13 protein-coding genes and 1 pseudogene are annotated in these 17,568 nt (G+C 42.4%); 5 read left to right on the top strand and 9 right to left on the bottom strand.

Features of this window, described 5'->3' with window-relative positions; all coding sequences use genetic code 11:
* The first annotated feature begins 635 nt into the window (after window positions 1–635).
* Entirely contained in the window at window positions 636–1,970 is a 1,335-nt protein-coding gene (locus AC6I8U_RS17905; RefSeq protein ID WP_498019152.1) for a glycoside-pentoside-hexuronide (GPH):cation symporter, read from the top strand.
* Window positions 1,971–2,096: 126 nt separating this feature from the next.
* Here AC6I8U_RS17905 and AC6I8U_RS17900 read toward each other — a convergent pair.
* Window positions 2,097–3,129, bottom strand: a pseudogene (locus tag AC6I8U_RS17900) (IS630 family transposase).
* Between the two features lie 309 nt (window positions 3,130–3,438).
* On the bottom strand, window positions 3,439–4,254 hold the full coding sequence (locus AC6I8U_RS17895) for a helix-turn-helix domain-containing protein (protein WP_498019151.1): 816 nt from the start codon (window positions 4,252–4,254) through the stop codon (window positions 3,439–3,441).
* Between the two features lie 507 nt (window positions 4,255–4,761).
* On the opposite strand from AC6I8U_RS17895, the gene aldA reads away from it, so the two are divergent.
* Both aldA and pflB read left to right on the top strand, forming a co-directional pair.
* Complete coding sequence (aldA, locus tag AC6I8U_RS17890) at window positions 4,762–6,195, top strand: aldehyde dehydrogenase (RefSeq protein ID WP_498019150.1); 1,434 nt, start codon at window positions 4,762–4,764, stop codon at window positions 6,193–6,195.
* A gap of 453 nt (window positions 6,196–6,648) precedes the next feature.
* Window positions 6,649–8,946 carry a formate C-acetyltransferase gene (pflB, locus tag AC6I8U_RS17885; RefSeq protein ID WP_498019149.1) on the top strand — a complete coding sequence of 766 codons (2,298 nt, stop codon included), beginning with the start codon at window positions 6,649–6,651 and terminating at the stop codon, window positions 8,944–8,946.
* A 105-nt stretch (window positions 8,947–9,051) separates the two neighbouring features.
* On the opposite strand, the gene AC6I8U_RS17880 is transcribed toward pflB, so the two are convergent.
* Window positions 9,052–9,828, bottom strand: a complete 777-nt coding sequence (locus AC6I8U_RS17880; RefSeq protein WP_498019589.1) for an SDR family NAD(P)-dependent oxidoreductase — start codon at window positions 9,826–9,828, stop codon at window positions 9,052–9,054.
* Window positions 9,829–10,084: 256 nt separating this feature from the next.
* Between AC6I8U_RS17880 and AC6I8U_RS17875 the strand changes: the two genes are divergently transcribed.
* Window positions 10,085–11,206, top strand: a complete 1,122-nt coding sequence (locus tag AC6I8U_RS17875; protein WP_498019148.1) for an ISAs1 family transposase — start codon at window positions 10,085–10,087, stop codon at window positions 11,204–11,206.
* A 463-nt stretch (window positions 11,207–11,669) separates the two neighbouring features.
* The gene (locus AC6I8U_RS17870) at window positions 11,670–12,539 is read left to right on the top strand and encodes a hypothetical protein (protein WP_498019147.1); all 870 of its coding nucleotides are present in this window, start codon (window positions 11,670–11,672) and stop codon (window positions 12,537–12,539) included.
* 118 nt (window positions 12,540–12,657) lie between these two features.
* Here the strand turns inward: AC6I8U_RS17870 and AC6I8U_RS17865 are convergent, their stop codons facing one another.
* The 6 genes from AC6I8U_RS17865 to AC6I8U_RS17840 all read right to left on the bottom strand — a co-directional run bounded on the left by AC6I8U_RS17865 (window position 12,658) and on the right by AC6I8U_RS17840 (window position 17,527).
* A complete protein-coding gene (locus AC6I8U_RS17865) occupies window positions 12,658–13,479 on the bottom strand; it encodes a helix-turn-helix domain-containing protein (RefSeq protein WP_498019146.1) in 822 nt (273 codons plus the stop codon).
* Between the two features lie 156 nt (window positions 13,480–13,635).
* Complete coding sequence (locus AC6I8U_RS17860; RefSeq protein WP_498019145.1) at window positions 13,636–14,823, bottom strand: acetate/propionate family kinase; 1,188 nt, start codon at window positions 14,821–14,823, stop codon at window positions 13,636–13,638.
* A gap of 2 nt (window positions 14,824–14,825) precedes the next feature.
* Window positions 14,826–15,209, bottom strand: a complete 384-nt coding sequence (locus AC6I8U_RS17855; RefSeq protein WP_498019144.1) for a EutP/PduV family microcompartment system protein — start codon at window positions 15,207–15,209, stop codon at window positions 14,826–14,828.
* Window positions 15,210–15,265: 56 nt separating this feature from the next.
* Window positions 15,266–15,613, bottom strand: a complete 348-nt coding sequence (gene eutS, locus AC6I8U_RS17850; RefSeq protein ID WP_394154246.1) for an ethanolamine utilization microcompartment protein EutS — start codon at window positions 15,611–15,613, stop codon at window positions 15,266–15,268.
* Window positions 15,614–15,638: 25 nt separating this feature from the next.
* On the bottom strand, window positions 15,639–16,187 hold the full coding sequence (locus tag AC6I8U_RS17845) for a BMC domain-containing protein (protein ID WP_498019143.1): 549 nt from the start codon (window positions 16,185–16,187) through the stop codon (window positions 15,639–15,641).
* Between the two features lie 35 nt (window positions 16,188–16,222).
* Window positions 16,223–17,527 carry a 4Fe-4S dicluster domain-containing protein gene (locus tag AC6I8U_RS17840; protein WP_498019588.1) on the bottom strand — a complete coding sequence of 435 codons (1,305 nt, stop codon included), beginning with the start codon at window positions 17,525–17,527 and terminating at the stop codon, window positions 16,223–16,225.
* Window positions 17,528–17,568 lie beyond the last annotated feature (41 nt).

Raw genomic sequence — 17,568 nt, 5'->3', positions numbered from 1 at the left:
GAGACAAACTACAGAGACTCACTATCCTTAATTAGTTGAATTTTTTAGGCTTGTGTTCTGTAGTTAGTTATAAACTTTTTCCGTGGTTGAAAAAGTCAGCAACATTTCGAGTTGCTTCTTAGGTTGGGTTTTATTGGCTAAGCACAGTGAAACTAAGGAGCATTTCACCTTTCTTTCTCGTGAAATATTCTGTTTGAATACCGATGAATTTGTTAGACATACTTGCTCCTCTAGCGCTCAGTGGTAGTACCACTAGTTAAAAACAACTTATATAGCAAAGGGCTACTGATTAACATTACGAATGGTATTTAGGGATATAATAAGTGTTTTCAAATAAATATATTTTAATAAGTCACATTGATATAGATCAATAATTGCCGTTCTTGTCATTTTATTACTTGTTTTTTCTGAAGTAATTGTGAGTGCTTGGACAATTATTATATGTTGTAATTGAATTATCAAAATTCATCATTGTCTGAATGTCAATAAAAAATACATTATTAACTAAATGGTATCTTGGCTTTACATAACTTTTAAGCAGAAAGTGCATCGTGTGAGTCACGCATAGTAAATGTGAAACTAAGAAAGTAAAAAAGATTCTGAAAATTTCCCGATAACTTAATAAAGAGGTTCTGATGAAAAGCTTGAGTATACGAGAACGGATCGCCTATGGCGCTGGAGATGCAGGTTGCGCATTTGTTTGGCAAACTGTAATGTTGTTTCTAGCCTACTTTTACACTGATGTCTTTGGTTTGTCACCGGCGCATATGGGAACAATGTTTCTTCTAGTAAGAATCTTAGATGCGATTACTGACCCATTAATAGGAGCGCTAGCAGATAGGACCAAGTCCAAGCACGGTAAGTATCGACCATATATGCTGTGGGTATCCGTTCCATTTGCGATTTCATGCATACTTGTATTTTATACTCCTGAACTTGAGGGAACAGCAAAAATCGTGTACGCGTATGCTTCCTACATATTCCTGACCTTGATGTACACCGCGATCAATGTTCCTTACTGTGCGATGGCAAATACATTATCTAATGATTCTAATGAACGAACAAAATTACAATCCTACCGATTTACAATGACGTCAATCGCTGGCTTAGTCATTGTTTTATTGGCGATGAAACTTGTTGAAATTATAGGTGGTGGTAATCAACAACTTGGTTATATCGGGGCAATATCAGTGATGTCTAGCCTTTCTGTATTGCTATTTCTATTCTGTTACTTCAATGTTAAAGAGAGGTGCATTCCCGAACAAATAAGTAAGGGTAATCTTAAAGATGATCTTAAGAGCCTATCTAAAAATCCCGCGTGGCGAGTTCTTTTTTTCCAAAACATTGTGATGTTGGTTGGTTTTGTATTAAAAGACGCGGTTATCATCTATTACGTAGTCAGTATTTTACAAAGGCCAGAGCTTGTAACTATATTCATGGTGTTAGGTAAACTAGCTGGCGTCATGGGTGCCATGTTAGCTGTTCCTATGTTCGGTAAATTTGACAAAGTAACAGCATACAAGTTAATAAATTATATAATGGGAATGTTCTGTATATTAATTTACTTTGTGCCTAGTACCCAAGTTACATTAATTTTTGCTCTAGTGATAATTGTAAACTTCTTGAAGATGGCGGCGAGTCCGTTCTTATGGAGTATGATGTCTGATGTGGTCGACTACGAGAAGTATCTTTCTGGGAAATCGGTTGGGGGAGTCGTATTTTCAACAAATTTATTCGCAATAAAAATGGGTGTGGCCTTAGGTGGAGCGCTATTGGGCTGGCTGCTTGCTTTCGGAGGATACGTAGGCGGAGCGGAAGTACAAAGTGACAGTGCTTTAAATATGATTAACGCACTGTTTACTCTAATTCCAGGTGGTATTTTCATCTTTGTGGCCTTCCTGGTTAACTTTTATCCATTGGAACAAAACAAGGTAGATGAGGTAAAAGAGGGTTTAGAAGCTCAGAACTAACCCTAACCAAGGTTGATGAAAGTTAGGAATAAAACCGATATTCCTGACTTTCGCTTCACCGCTAAAAGTTGAGCTATGTATATAATATATACTAGCTCTCTGTCATACCAAATCCTCTATACCCAATCAACTTGAAGATGCAGGCTTGAACACCTGAAAATTATCATTGATTCGAGACGTCAGCGAGCCTGCAATCTCTGGAAGAGTCACCGTAAAGAATTGGGTAATGGCTTCCTTGAAATCCCGTTTACTTTTGAAGTAAACGTTATTCCTTGACTTCTCGTTCATAACCTTCCAAAGCCGCTCTATTGGGTTAAGATTCGGGCTGTAAGGTGGGAGATAATGCAGTTCAATATTAAGGACAAATGCCGCATCTCTGACTAAATCACTGCGGTGATATCCAGCTCCATCTAAGATGACATGGAGCTTGTGATTTAGCGGGTAGCTCTCTCTGAGTTTGCAGAAAAATCGAACCATGTTTTCACTGTTAATGCTGTCGTATTCGCTAACAATGGTCGCTCCAATATCTGATAGGTTCAGAGCACCAACAATGTTCAATCGGCTACGATTACCTGTTGTGTCCAGAACTTTACTTTGACCTGTACGTATCCAACCATGGGAGAGTTTGGTTGACAGTGTGGGGTGAACGGCATCGATAAACACTATCGATTCATCCTCGCCACAGCTTGCTTTCAGTGCTTCATAAGCCTCTATGAACGCTTGCTGTTTTTCCTCATCGAACTTATGTGGAACGCCTTTCGGCTGCTTGTAGCTGAAACCATTGTGATGAAGCCATTTGTTCATGCCAGGAACACTATAGTGAATCTGAAACCTTTCAAACACGTACGCAATAATCTCGGACGAATGGTGGTATGTATTTTCAGTTAGATGCTGAACCAACTCTTGGGTTTGCCGAGCCGATAGATAGCTTTGTGAACCGCCATTTTCAGGCTTGAGCTTGTTCGACTCTAGGTAATCTTTGATATGTTGTCGAACAGTGGATTCATGAATAAGAAGTGCGTCTGCAATTTCTTCGGGGCACCAACCATTACTCGCATGAATAACCGCTTTTATACGGTCACGAACTCGTCCGTCACGCGTTGTGCTGTGCTGGATTTTTTAGTTCCTGCTTTTGTTCATTGGTCAGAGTAATTTTCATAGTTGCTAGCATGATCCTCTATTCAGGAAAAATCAAGCGTCTTCAATGATCACGGGTATAAGCGTATTCAGCGTTTTAGCCTTGGCGCAACGATCGTTAAACTGAGTATTTTAATTACTGAGACTAAGTTTACTACCCAATAACTACTGTAGCAGATTCGGAAATATCTCAGCATCGGTTTCGCGGATAAACTCTTCTCAACTACAATCATTTCGTGAGCACTTGTATCGATTTTTATGTTCAGATCATGCCAGACCGTGTGATTGCCTCAGTCCCTGTTTCTTGACTTTCCACTCACTTTTACAAGACTCAATAAAGAGATCTAAATTCCCGTGGTGTTTTCTTCATTACTTGTTTGAATTTTGTCGAAAAATAATTGCTGTCTGAATATCCGACATCGAATGCTATCTTTGTGATACTTGATTCACCGTTTAGTAATAACTGCATCGCGTGCTGAGCTCGAACAAAATGTAGATAATGATTAAAGCTCATTCCCGTCGCCCGTTTGAACTCTCTAGTTAGTGTTCTTACAGGAACTTTAGCACGCTCTGCAATCCGTTCAATATCCAACGTTGCCTTGTAGTTTTTGTTTAAGTACATAATAGTCTGCGTGACTTTATCGCTTAGAGAGAGCGAACTAGTATCAACTATACGGCCTCGCCATAGCTCTACAACCAGCTGCTGAAACAACAACTCTGTCATCGCCGCTGATGCAAGTGTGTTTAAATGGGATTCAATATTGAGGTGCTCGATAATCTTGTGAACCCGGTGTGCAGCCTCATCTTCGATAAACCAATCTACACTACCATGTAATGTGCACGGTAAAAACTGCGTTAAAGAAAAAGAAGGTTCCAACTTGTCACGGATAAATAGGACATTGCTTAGAAATAAATCGTTAACGTTTTCAAATAGGTGACGGTCTTGTTGTGCTACGAAACAAACGTAATTTTTACTTAAACACATAGGAACGTCATTTACAACATGAAGGCCATTACCTTTGGAGACAATAATGATTTCTTCAAATGAATGATAATGCTCCGGAAAATCCTCTTGAGGAGTGCGTAATTCAGTAGTGATAAAACTATTTGAACTGTGAAAAAAATCGTTAGGTTTGAGGTGTATCATGGAAGATTTCCCACTGTCTAAGTTGTGTATATGACAAATCAGTAATTTTTAATCCTGATTAATGCTAGTAATAAAATCGCAATATGGACGTAAAAAATAATCACTAATGTTGTGGTTTTGTGAATCTAGTTGCACTATGTAAAGAGATGTAATGTTTTGCTTTGGTGTAGTTGCGTTTTCGAGTAAATGGGTCACGTACGTTACTTATTACGAACATAGCATCGAGAAGTACTTAGCTCAATGAAGTTCTGCGATAACATGAACTGTTAAGTATTTGTGAGTTCCAGGTGGCTTTCTTTGAGTTTTAGTAGGGCTATTTCTTTGATCCTGCAAATATTCAAAGGTTTAAAGGCCGTAAAGCACATAACATCCCCAGTGAATTTAACATGTTTTTTACAGGTTTGGATGTGAATTGAACACTCTCAGTGTTTGGTTCGCGTGCGCTTACTACTACGTGTGTGGCAATGGTCCGACGAGGGAACTAACTGCAAACAAGGAGAACATCCGATGCAAACTAATCTACATTACAATAATTACATTAATGGCTGTTTTACAGAGACTAACGAACGTATTGAAGTCTATAGTCCGGCGACAGAAGCATTGATTTCTACAGTGCCAGATTCAGATGAGGCGGAAGTAGATAAAGCACTAGAGGCGGCGACAAAAGCGAAACGTAATTGGGCAAGTACTCCGGCGATAGAGAGGGCAAAGCACTTGCGGGCTATTGCCCAAAAAGTTCGTGAAAACTCAGACTACTTGGCTAGAGTGATTAGTGAAGAACAAGGTAAAACACTTGATTTAGCAAAAGTTGAAGTTGGATTTACCGCTGACTACATCGATTATATGTCTGAATGGGCCAGACGTATTGAAGGTGAAATCATTACTAGTGATAGGCGCGGTGAAAACATCTTTCTGTTTAGAAAGCCGATTGGTGTTGTTGCGGGTATACTCCCATGGAACTTTCCGTTTTTTTTGATTGCTCGTAAAATGGCTCCAGCCCTTGTAACTGGCAACACGATTGTTATCAAACCGAGTGAAGAAACTCCGAATAATTGTTTTGAATTTGCCAAGTTGGTTGCTCAAACAGATCTTCCTGATGGTGTATTTAACGTTGTCTCAGGTCGTGGCAATGTGGGTGGCCAGTTATCGAGCAGCAGTGAAGTCGACATGATTAGCTTTACAGGCAGCGTTAAAACCGGCGAAAACATTATGGCGGCAGCTGCACCTCACATTACCAAACTGAACTTGGAGCTTGGCGGTAAGGCACCAGCCATTGTACTCGATGATGCGGATATTAGCTTGGCGGTAAAAGCCATTAGAGATTCTCGTATCATCAACTCAGGTCAAGTCTGTAATTGTGCTGAGCGAGTATATGTTCAACGAGGTATCGCTGAGGAATTTATTGCGCATATCACTCGAGAGATGGAAGCAACTCGCTTTGGCGACCCTTTATTGGACAATGATATAGAAATGGGCCCACTCATTAACAGCCAAGGGTTACAAAAAGTTCAAGATTCAGTCAACACAGCGCTGGCGCAAGGGGCGAAGTTAGAGTGTGGAGGCTCCCGCGCCGATACTGGTAAAGGTCATTACTTTTTGCCTACGGTATTGAGTGGTTGTGACATGTCAATGGATATTATGAAATATGAAACTTTTGGTCCTGTGTTGCCAATTCAAATCGTAGATTCGCTGGATGAGGCAATTAGTTACGCAAATGATTGTGAATATGGCTTAACCTCATCGATCTACACTAAGGATCTGACGAAAGCTCTTCATGCTGTAAATATGCTGGAGTTTGGTGAAACATACATTAACCGTGAAAACTTCGAAGCGATGCAAGGCTTCCATGCTGGCGTCAGAAAATCGGGTATTGGTGGCGCAGATGGGAAACATGGTCTTTATGAGTATCTAAGTACCCAGGTAGTTTATATGCAATCTTAACTTTTTCTGTTGAGCGCTACAGATCAAACTACTCACTAAGTTCAGAAACGGCTATATCTCATCAACTATATTAGCGATATAGCCATTTTAGGGTCTTGATACAGATTTTTGCGACAAAACTACTATCGAGCTCTTAGATTTCGTTGGTCAGACACCAATTCAAAATACTTATCTTGAATGAACTTTGTATCTCTCCACCAAGATACCAAGCTTGGTCGAAAGTAAAAGTACATCATATCTTGAATGAAGACACTTCAACCTAACCTACCAATTTCAGGGTTATTATTATTTCTAACTATCTGATAAGTATAATATATGCTCTATGTGCATTCTTTTATATTAAATAAATGCACTTTACACATTTACTGTTGAGATTATGATAGCCAGCATCAATAGGCAGTTGAACTAACTGACTTACAAAATAGCGAACTCTTAAAATAATGAGGTGGGCATATGGCTAATCTAACATCTGAAATGCAACAAGCGTGGCGTGGTTTTCAAGCTGGAGAGTGGCAAACTTCCGTTAATACTCGTGATTTTATCCAAAAGAACTATACCCCATATGAAGGAGATGAATCATTCCTAGCAGATGTCAGTGAGTCTACTGCTCAGCTGTGGCAAAGCGTGCTTGAGGGGATTAAGGAAGAGAGTCGTACTCACGCTCCAGTGGATTTTGATACGGATGTTGTTTCAACCATCACTTCCCATGATGCCGGTTATATTGATAAAGGGTTAGAAAAAATCGTTGGCCTGCAAACCGACAAACCACTTAAACGTGGCATCATTGCCAATGGCGGTATTCGTATGGTTAAAACGTCATGTGAAGTGTACGGCCGCGAGCTCAACCCAGAGATTGAAAAAACATTTACAGAATACCGTAAAACCCACAATCAAGCGACGTTCGACCTTTATACCGATGAAATTAAAGCGTGTCGCCGCTCAGGCATTATCACAGGCTTGCCAGATGCGTACGGTCGTGGTCGTATCATTGGTGACTACCGTCGTCTTGCACTTTATGGTATTGATTTTTTAAAAGCCGAAAAGCAAAAGCAGTTTAAGTCGACTCAACCTATGCTTGAGCAAGGCAAAGATCTTGATAAAACCTTCCGTTTACGTGAAGAGTTGACCGACCAAATCCGTGCGCTAGAAGACATTCGCAAAATGGGTTTGAAATACGGTATTGATATGTCATCACCAGCACGCAGTGCGCAAGAGGCAATTCAATTCACATACTTTGGTTACCTTGCGGCGGTGAAATCACAAAACGGAGCGGCGATGTCCCTTGGTCGTACTTCGACTTTCCTCGATGTCTACATTGAACGCGATCTTGAGCTAGGGCTAATTAATGAAAAGCAAGCGCAAGAGTTGATTGACCACTTCATCATGAAGTTACGCATGGTACGCTTCCTTCGCACTCCTGAATATGACTCACTGTTCTCTGGTGACCCAATCTGGGCAACTGAAGCGATGGCGGGTATGGGTGTTGATGGTCGAACATTGGTATCCAAAACTACATTCCGCTATTTGCATACCTTACATACTATGGGAGCCGCTCCAGAGCCAAACATGACGATTCTTTGGTCTGAGCAGTTGCCACAAGCGTTTAAAGAGTATGCGGCAAAAGTTTCTATCGAAACGTCTTCAGTGCAATACGAAAATGACGATTTGATGCGCCCTGACTTTGACAACGATGACTATGCAATTGCTTGTTGTGTAAGTCCACAAGTCGTGGGTAAACACATGCAGTTCTTCGGTGCACGTGCCAACCTAGCCAAAGCCTTGCTGTACACCATTAATGGTGGCGTGGATGAAAAATCGCATGCGCAAGTTGCCCCTAATTTTGGTCGTTTTGATGGCGAAGTGCTCGACTATGATAGTCTTATGCCGCGCTTTGATGAAATGCTTGAGTGGCTCGCAACTCAATATGTGACAGCACTTAACGTGATCCACTACTCACACGATCGCTACAGCTACGAAGCCTCATTGATGGCATTGATGGACAGAGATGTTCACCGCACTATGGCTTGTGGTATCGCTGGTCTATCGGTAGTCGCAGACTCATTGGCAGCGATCAAATACGCAACCGTGAAACCAGTGCGCAACGAAGAAGGTATCGCCATCGATTTCGATATTGAAGGTGAGTATCCAAAATTTGGAAACAATGACGCGCGTGTTGATGACATTGCTTGCGATTTGGTAGAACGTTTCATGAAGAAAATCCAGCAGAAACACACATACCGTGATTCAGAGCCTACTCAATCCATTTTGACTATTACTTCAAACGTGGTTTACGGCAAAAAAACGGGTAATACGCCTGATGGCCGACGCGCGGGTATGCCATTTGGACCCGGAGCTAACCCTATGCATGGTCGCGATGAGAAAGGCGCTGTAGCTTCATTAGCATCGGTCGCGAAACTACCGTTTGCGTATGCGAAAGATGGTATCTCATACACCTTCTCGATTGTTCCAAATGCACTGGGTAAGGATGAACTGAGTCAAAAGGCGAATTTGGCGGCTTTGATGGATGGTTACTTCCACCATGAAGAGCAACAAGGTGTCAATACTGTTGAAGGCGGTCAACACTTAAACGTTAATGTACTAAACCGTGAAATGTTGTTGGATGCGGTGGAAAATCCTGAGTTATATCCTCAGCTTACTATTCGAGTGTCAGGTTATGCGGTACGGTTTAATTCACTGACGCGTGAACAGCAGCAAGATGTGATTAGTCGTACGTTTACAGAAAAAATGTAATAACACTTGCGACCCCGATACCACGGCCTTTGGCCGTGGTAATTGTTTTTTCTCTGTACCAGGTCTTTGATATGGGGAGTTCTGGCTCCGACTATTGGAGGTGACCTACGACATATATTGACCACCATTAACGTGTAGGATCTGTCCAGTGACGTAGCCTGACATAAGATGAGAAGCTAGGTAGCCAAATGTTGGGGCCATTTCTTCTGATGTTCCTAGTCGGCCCATCGGTATGCCTCTACTCATCCTAGCTTTGTCTTCGTCGTCTTTGTCTGCGTGAAATGCGGTATCAACCGTACCTGGAGCAACAACATTGAATCTAATGTTTTCCGCGGCATGTCTTTTTGCCCAAGAGCGGTTTATGGTATGTAACCAAGCCTTAGAGGCAGCATACAGAGATGCGCCAGGCCCACCGCCTGAATAAGCTGCAATGGAGCCAACACTGATGACGGAAGCTGACCAGTCCTTCTGTGATGCAGAGCTTTTTAGGTAAGGTAAGCATAGTTTTACCATCGTTAGTGCAGAGCGCATATTCAAATAAGCCACATCGTCAAAGAACTCAGCGTCAATTTCTTCGGTCTGTTTTCGATCTACGAGACCGCCAACATTATTGATGAGCACGTCAATGCTTCCGCGCTCTCGAACAAAATTCTCCACAAACGCCTCACACGCTTTATCATCACAGAAATCAACTTGATAAAAGCTCGCCGAGCCACCTAGTTCAGTAATACGCTCGATAGTCACAGCAATATCTTCGTGCTTTCGGTACGACGTTAGTGAAACATGAGCCCCGCAAGAGGCTAAGAACTTAGCGGTCGCCAATCCAATACCGCTGGTTGAACCAGTAATCAAGATGTTTTTATTTTTTAGGTCGTTCATCAGTCTCTCATCTCCATACTATGTGTCTAACGAACAAGTATATTGGAAATTATGAATCATATAAATCAAAACATCGTTTTAATTTTATTGTTGATTGATTCGATTCAATGAAAGAATGTGACATGCCTTATTTAAAAATGTAGATCTGACTCTTTGTTACGCAGGGTGAGATCGTGAACATTTTTCAATCAAAATCACGATCGATTTGACGATCACATTTAGCTGTGATCATATACTCCCTTTTTTTAGGGAGAGCATCATGCACATTGACCACTTCAAAGAACATTTTCAAACGATTATCGACCAACGGCAAAGTGCAAAGGTCACATATTGCTTGTTTGATGTCCTTTTTGGGTCGCTATGTGCGGTAATTGCAGGCGCGAAAGGCTGGTTTGATATTCGTGAATACATTCTCGGTCATCATGATTGGTTTAAGCGTAATGACCTGTTTTTGAATGGCATTCCTGCGGATGACACGATTGCTCGTATCATCTCTACCATTGAACCTGAGCAGTTTCATGAGTGCTTCGTTAACTGGATGTCATCAATACATACTCTTACAGAAGGTCAAGTGATTGCGATTGATGGTAAAACACTTCGCGGTTCATATAATCGTGAAGACAGGGCGAGTACGATTCATATGGTCAGCGCTTATGCGTCGTCAAACAAGCTCGTAATGGGACAGCTAAAAACTGAACAAAAAAGCAATGAAATTACCGCGATACCTGAACTTATAAGGATGCTCGATATCAAGGGCGCTCTAGTAACTATTGATGCTATGGCCTGTCAAACCAAGATTGCTAAAGCCATTGTAGAACAAGGTGGAGACTACTTGCTTGCCGTAAAGAGCAACCAAGGAAAACTCCGACAAGCAATCGAAAAAGCATTCTCTTCCCAGCGAGTTAATATGGCTGATGACATCTCTCTTGAGCAGGGACACGGCCGCATAGAATCTCGCCAATGCTATGTTTATGACAGTACAAAGCTTGACGGTAACTTCTCTCGCTGGAAAGGCTTGAAGAGCATTGTAATGGTTGAAAATTTTCGCCTTGTGAAAGGTAAACCTGTCGACCTAGAGTACCGTTATTACATCAGCTCCAAAGAGCTTAGTGCAGAGCAAGCAGCTATGGCTGTCAGAGAACATTGGGGCATAGAGTCAATGCACTGGGTGCTTGATGTCACCATGAATGAAGATGCGTGCCAGATATACAAAGCTCACGGTGCAGAGAACCTATCATGCCTACGTCATATGAGCTTGAACATGCTCCAAGAAGAGCCAACCAAGCTAAGCATCGTAGGGAAGCAAAAGCGATGTATGATGAATACGTCCATGCTAGAGGCTGTATTAAGTGCTGGTTTTAGTCAAGTGGCGAAAAACTAGACACTCATGCGATCGCCCTGATATGACCTCCAGGTTTCAAGTCTAAGCATATAGTTAATAGAATTTGCAAACCTTTAAAATATTCTTACCTTAATCTTCATAGATGTAGTAGTTCAAAAGTCTATGTATAAGCTTCACATCTTTAATTTGTGGGTTGTTATTCAAAGGATGTTAGTTGTTAGTATACCTGTGATTATGGTTCCAAAATTTATCTTTAAATAAAATCCATATTGTTAACTTGAACTGGAATTATTAAAAGTTATCCTTATTAAATGCGCATTTTTGTTGTGCGGGAATGACTAATATTTTGAGGTTGAGTGGTTATCTGATAGAAGTTACTAGTGAACATGAGGATGGTTTTATAATAATAATTTTCATGTTAGTAGTGATTTATTTTGAGTGTTAATAAATATAATCTGAATGTTTATAGTGTAAAAGTTAAACTTTAACGTGGATCAAATAAATGAAAAGATACTTTATAATAGTTTCATTATTCCTTACTCAGTTATGTTGGACTAATGTAGTGCAAGCTGCGGATATGACTTCTTTAGTTAACCCTCCGGAAGGGCGGCTTGCTATTGTCATTGACGGAAACTCTCCGGATCCTGATGATGTTGGCGCGACTAGCGTCATGCTTGGGATTCTAAAGGGCGCTGGCCTTACAGATCGGTTGGTCCACTACTCTCATTCTTGTGATCTCAATCCTTTTAGAAACCCCGGGCTTCAGAAAATTGATAAGATAAACGAAATGAGACGTCAAAAGATCCTCCAGTATGTGGCAGATGAGGGCTTGAGTCACTTTGGACCCTTTGAGAACCTGAGAGCCGATTACAATTGCCGTCAAGATCAGAAAGGGGCAACACAGGACCTTGTGGATGCGATAAATAGTTCTAGCAAGTCAGACCCATTATGGATTATTGAAGCGGGAGAGCCAGATCTTATTGGCTATGCGCTTGAAGCGGCGGATAGTAAAGCGATAGATTTCGTTCACGTGGTCTCACATCATCCAGCGAATGACAACAGCGGTGACTTTTTCACCTGGCAGCAAATTTTGGATTTCGGGATAACTGAACATCAGATCGGTGATCAAAACGTAGAACTTCAAACGCCGACCGATAAGTGGGACTGGGCAAAAGATCACGAAAACAGGGGGATTGCGTTTATTTGGAGAATGCTGGCATACGCTGAACATGACGGTGTTGTCGATTTTCAAGAGAATAAGTTTGATTGCTCCGATGCTGGCATGGTTTATTGGTGGATTACTGGCGCTGATAATGGTGGTAATAAGCTTTCGATGCCAGAAGATATGAAAGAAATGTTGTTAATGAACTAATGTTACGCATTTAACCTTGACTAATAGCTGTGTCTTTATTGTTAGCTGTTAGTCAAGGTATGTATTAATTGGAAACATCTCGTCGAGATTTATTCAGCTACTTTAGCTTAATCTGTTGCTAACAGTTTAAGTTCTGCCGGAAATTCCTTGGGTTGATATCATGGTTCTGTTTAAACTTAGTGGAGAAATAGTTACTATCTGTATAACCAACTTCAAATGCGACTTCGGTGATATGCTTTGATGTGAAAGCTAGTAACTCCGCGGCTTTTGTTGTCCTGACATAATGTAAGTGTTTGTTAAACCCGCGCCCGGTGACTTTCTTCAGCTCTGATGTTAGCGTTCTACTCGGTAATCCAACCATATATGCTGTTTCATCAAGCTCTATATGGTTACGAAAATTGCGATTTATATACTCGATTGCGAGGCTAACTTTGTCTTCTTTGATGATCGCTGCGTTATTTGTCACCCTGCCTCGAAACAGTTCAACGACTAACTGCTGAAACAACAAGTTACTCAAGAGTCTAGAATCTTGACACCGTTTACTAGACTCTGTGCGTAGTTGCGCAATAATGCCGGTCACTTGTTGCGCTGTGGACGCATTGATCAACCAGCTTTTATTGCGAGACTTTGCCGATGGAATGCGTGTTCGCACCATTTGGGAGAGCGATAACTTTCCATCTTCGAACAGTACATTGCAAAGCTTGAGGTCCACTGGTTTTTCTATGGCGTGATAATCAAATTTGGACACGTAGAAGATCTGGTTCCGGACCAATTGGTGGGGAACGTCGTTGACGAGGTGAGTTCCATAGCCATCAAGCACAATGATCAGTTCATTAAATGTATGACAGTGTTCTGGAAATGGATGTTGTGGGTCTCTGAATGCAGTAGCTACTGCGCAGCAGTCGCTGTGGAAAAACTCGTTGGTGTCAAGTGTAAGCATATAGTGCACTCTCTTTTGTTTGTATTTCACGGCGCGAAGTGCGGTTTTTGCAAAGCCTTTTCCTTGTGTCAGTCGCCAAATTTTATGAAGGATGGCAAATGAAGATCAGTGATAAAGAAAACAAGGCTACTTTATTCAAGCAGCCTTGAAGATGAGCTAACAAGCGTTTATTACTTCTAATCCTTCGCGAGCCATCATTAGTTCTTCGTTCGTGTTGACGACGGCCAATATGACCCTTGAATCATCGCCATTAAAACGTGGTTCATTATTCTGATTTCGCGCTTCATCAATCGTAATGCCAATGCCCTCAAGCCCTGCACACACTTTCTGCCTGATCAGTCGAGAGTTTTCACCTATGCCGCCCGTAAAAAGGATAGCGTCACAACCATCCATTTGTAGCCAGTAGGCACCGATAAAATGACGAATACGTTCGCAGAAGATATCGAGGGCTAGTGTAGCTTTGCTGCTGCCTTCTTTGGCTGCGTTCTCTATCGCTCTGCAATCGTTCGAAATTTGAGAGACACCCAGTAAGCCAGACTCTTTGGTTAGAATGTCTTCAACTTCCTGGAGGGTTTTGTCGTGCTTGGCTGCAATGAAACTTGGAATTGCAGGGTCAATGTCTCCACAACGTGTCCCCATCATTAAGCCTGCCAGCGGTGTAAAGCCCATTGACGTGTTCACCGATTTTCCATCTTTGATTGCACAGATACTTGAACCACTACCCAGATGGCAGCAAATAATCTTAGTGTTGACTTCACTCGATCCAACACTCTTCAAGTAAGACTGGTAGACAAATTTATGGCTTGTGCCATGAAATCCATACCTTCGGATGCTGTCATTCTCGTAGAATTGGTAAGGAATAGGGTACACATAATGCTCAGGCGCAATCGACTGATGAAACGCTGTATCAAATACGGCGACTTGGTAGACGTTACTTAAGGCGTTTTTCGCTGCTTTAATAAACGCCACATTCGTAGGATTGTGAAGTGGGGCTAAAACAGTATTGTCCTCAATCGCTTTTAGAACGTTATCATCAATCAGTGTTGACTGCTGAAAGTGTTCACCACCATGAGCGACTCGGTGTGAGACACCAGCAAGGTTACCAAGATCATCGGTGTACTGGTCGAGTTTAGAGATAATTAGGTCGAAAATCTCCCCTGGAGACTTTTGCTTTATGTTACTTAAAACGAGTTTATCTGTGGACGTCTTTAGTTCGAAGCTTGCATCTGGTTTGCCTAGCTTATCGACCATGCCCTTCGCTAAGCAGGTTTCGTTTTGCATGTTAAAAAGCTGGAACTTTACCGTAGAGCTTCCAGCATTAATTGCCAACATCGTATTTTTCATTGTTATGAATTCCATTTAAGGTATGAGCGAAGCTCATCAATTCCCTTGTTTTGTTTTGATGACGTGACAAAAACCGATTTTGCACCGGCAGAAACTAGATAGTCTCGGTGTTGGTTTAAGTCGCCGTCGTTTACGAGATCAGTTTTAGTCACGATCCCAATGACTTCCTTGTTGAACGCGGAGGCGAAGTTGGGTGCGAAGTGATGGTCGCTGCGACTCGCATCAAGTACAAACGCAACAACGTCAGACTCTGTCGCGGTATTGATCAATGCGGAGTACAAACGTCGGTTTTCTAGGTATTCGCCTGGCGTATCGATAACGTTTTGGTAAAATTCGATAGACTGGGTCTTATCGTAGGAGAGGTCATCCCCACCTAAAGACTGCATTAGGGACGTCTTTCCGCATCCAGATATCCCAACAAACATAACCCTATTAGTACCACTCAAGTTCGCGTAACCTCGCAATTAGTAAAGTTAAGTAACTGACCTAACGTGTAGTTGACTTGTTTAAGGGCATATTCAACGGATGATACGTCTCCGGTAATAACCACTGAGCCTGTGAAACGGTCGACAAACTCAAGTTCTATTGCTCCCGATTTTGTCGCTACGTCACCTGCGATGATAGCCGCCTCACTGGGCGTGATCGTGAGGACGCCAATGGCGTTAGTCTGTTTGTCTATGCCCATTTTTTTATAGAGCGACTTGTTGGGGTTAGCAATGAGATGAGCTAGAGTTATCTGCTTCCCAGGAACATACTCTTGAACTACTCGTTCTTTGGTTTCCGCTGTCATTATGTTTCCTCAATAACTGCATGCCTTACAGCAAGTGCTGCCAAAGTCCTTGAGCGGGTTTAGCGATGCTAGACGATTGAACAAGTAACCCTTTTTCACCTGCATGGTTTGATGCTTCGGTGACTGCAGTCTTCACATCGGTTATATCCCCATTGATGACCATGTAACATTTACCACCAATACCAAAAGCCATGTGGATGCGAACGAGTTCAATATTGGCACTCTTTACTGCTGCATCGGCGGCACTAATGCACGCTGCGACACTGTAAGTTTCGACAACACCGATAGCTTTCCGGTCATTTACCTCTGCCACACCACTTAGAGCAGGCAATACGGATGAATGAACGTTCGCAATAACAAAACTGTCCACTAATAAGTGGTCAGCCTGATGCTTTCCGTTAGCGATCGCTTGTTGTACAGCGCCGATTTCCCCACCTACAAGCGCAATATACTTACCTGGGCAGATGGTTTTAGAAACCAATAACTCAACATTTGCGCTAGTCAACATGGTGTCTGTCGCCTCAATACCGATAGCGATACTGCTAACCTCGATTAGTCCAATAGCGTGGTGCATAGAATCTCCTTGCGTGTTCAGCCAATAGGCTTTAGTTAACGACGAACTGTAATATGAGTGGCTGATACACTCTCTACTGTGCCAGTAATACTGCTATGAATTGCAACGCTTAAGGCATCGGGTGCAGGGGCTGCGATACATTGTCCTTCTGAAACTAAGTCCCCGACTTTTGAAATCGGAATAGCCGGAGCCCCAATATGCTGCTGTAATGGGATAGTGACTTTCGAAGGGTACCAATCCAATCGCTTGAATGGTGCTGCGTGATTAAATCTTTCTAAACCCAGTCGTGTTACCAGTCTTTTAATAGGCACAAATCGATGATTGATAATAGGATCGACTGGACGAAGTTCTCCGCTGTAACGGATTCCTTTTTCTCGATACTGCTTCTTTAGCTCTCTATTCACACGCATTGGGGAGATGTCCACTGGACAAGCGTAAGCTTCACATACACCACATTCCGAGCATGTGAGCGCTGAGGTAAGGATTGATGGTTGACTAACATTTTGATAGCAAACCGCTTTGACTATTTCACTCGGTGACAGCTCATGGCCAATTAAATGGCGTGGGCACAGCTCTGTGCACATCTTGCACTGTTCACACACATTTCGAGCCATATTGAGTATTGAGCTCAATGAAGTGTTCTGGCGTCGGATCAATATGTGATCGTGTGGTAGTACGAGTAATCCACCAGTGGTCTTTGTTATAGGCTGTGACAAGTCGTCGATAACTTTACCCATCATAGGGCCACCAACGATGAATGCAGGGTGCTCTATGGTTGGATCGCCTGCGAGAGCTAAAGCCTCTCTCAAAGTCATCCCAATCGGAGCTTCGAAGGTGATAGGAGAGGCTACCGCTCCGTTTACAGTCAGCGTTCGATGAGTGACAGGAGACTGTTTTTCTAGTGCTTTTGACACCGAAATCAGAGTTTGAACATTGTTCACTAGCACACCGACACTGGATGGAAGCGCGCCAGCGGCGACTTGACGGCCGGTGGCTAACCAGATCGTAATCACCTCATCGCCTGCAGGGTAGATATCCGGCAGGAGAAAAATGTCGATGTTGTGTGGTAAAAGCGGCTCGAGCGCGTTTATTGCGGGTGCATACTTTTCCTTAATCGCAATGATGCCTTTCTTAGCGTTAGTCATTGCCATGCCGTAAAGTAGGCCACGTATCATTTCCGCTGCGTAGTGCTCGATGAGCTGCTGGTCTACTTTCAAAAGTGGTTCACACTCTGCGGCGTTAACCAATAAAATCTCGATATTACTGTCTAACTTTACGTAAGTCGGAAACCCGGCGCCACCGGCGCCCACGATTCCATTTTTCTGAACCAAATCGATCATCTGTTCACGAGTTAGATTACCCAGAGTTTCTCTGACCAGCT

The organism is Vibrio sp. KUL80 (assembly GCF_059725495.1).
Note: the sequence above shows the minus strand (reverse complement) of the source record. Positions and strands in the feature narration are given on the sequence as shown.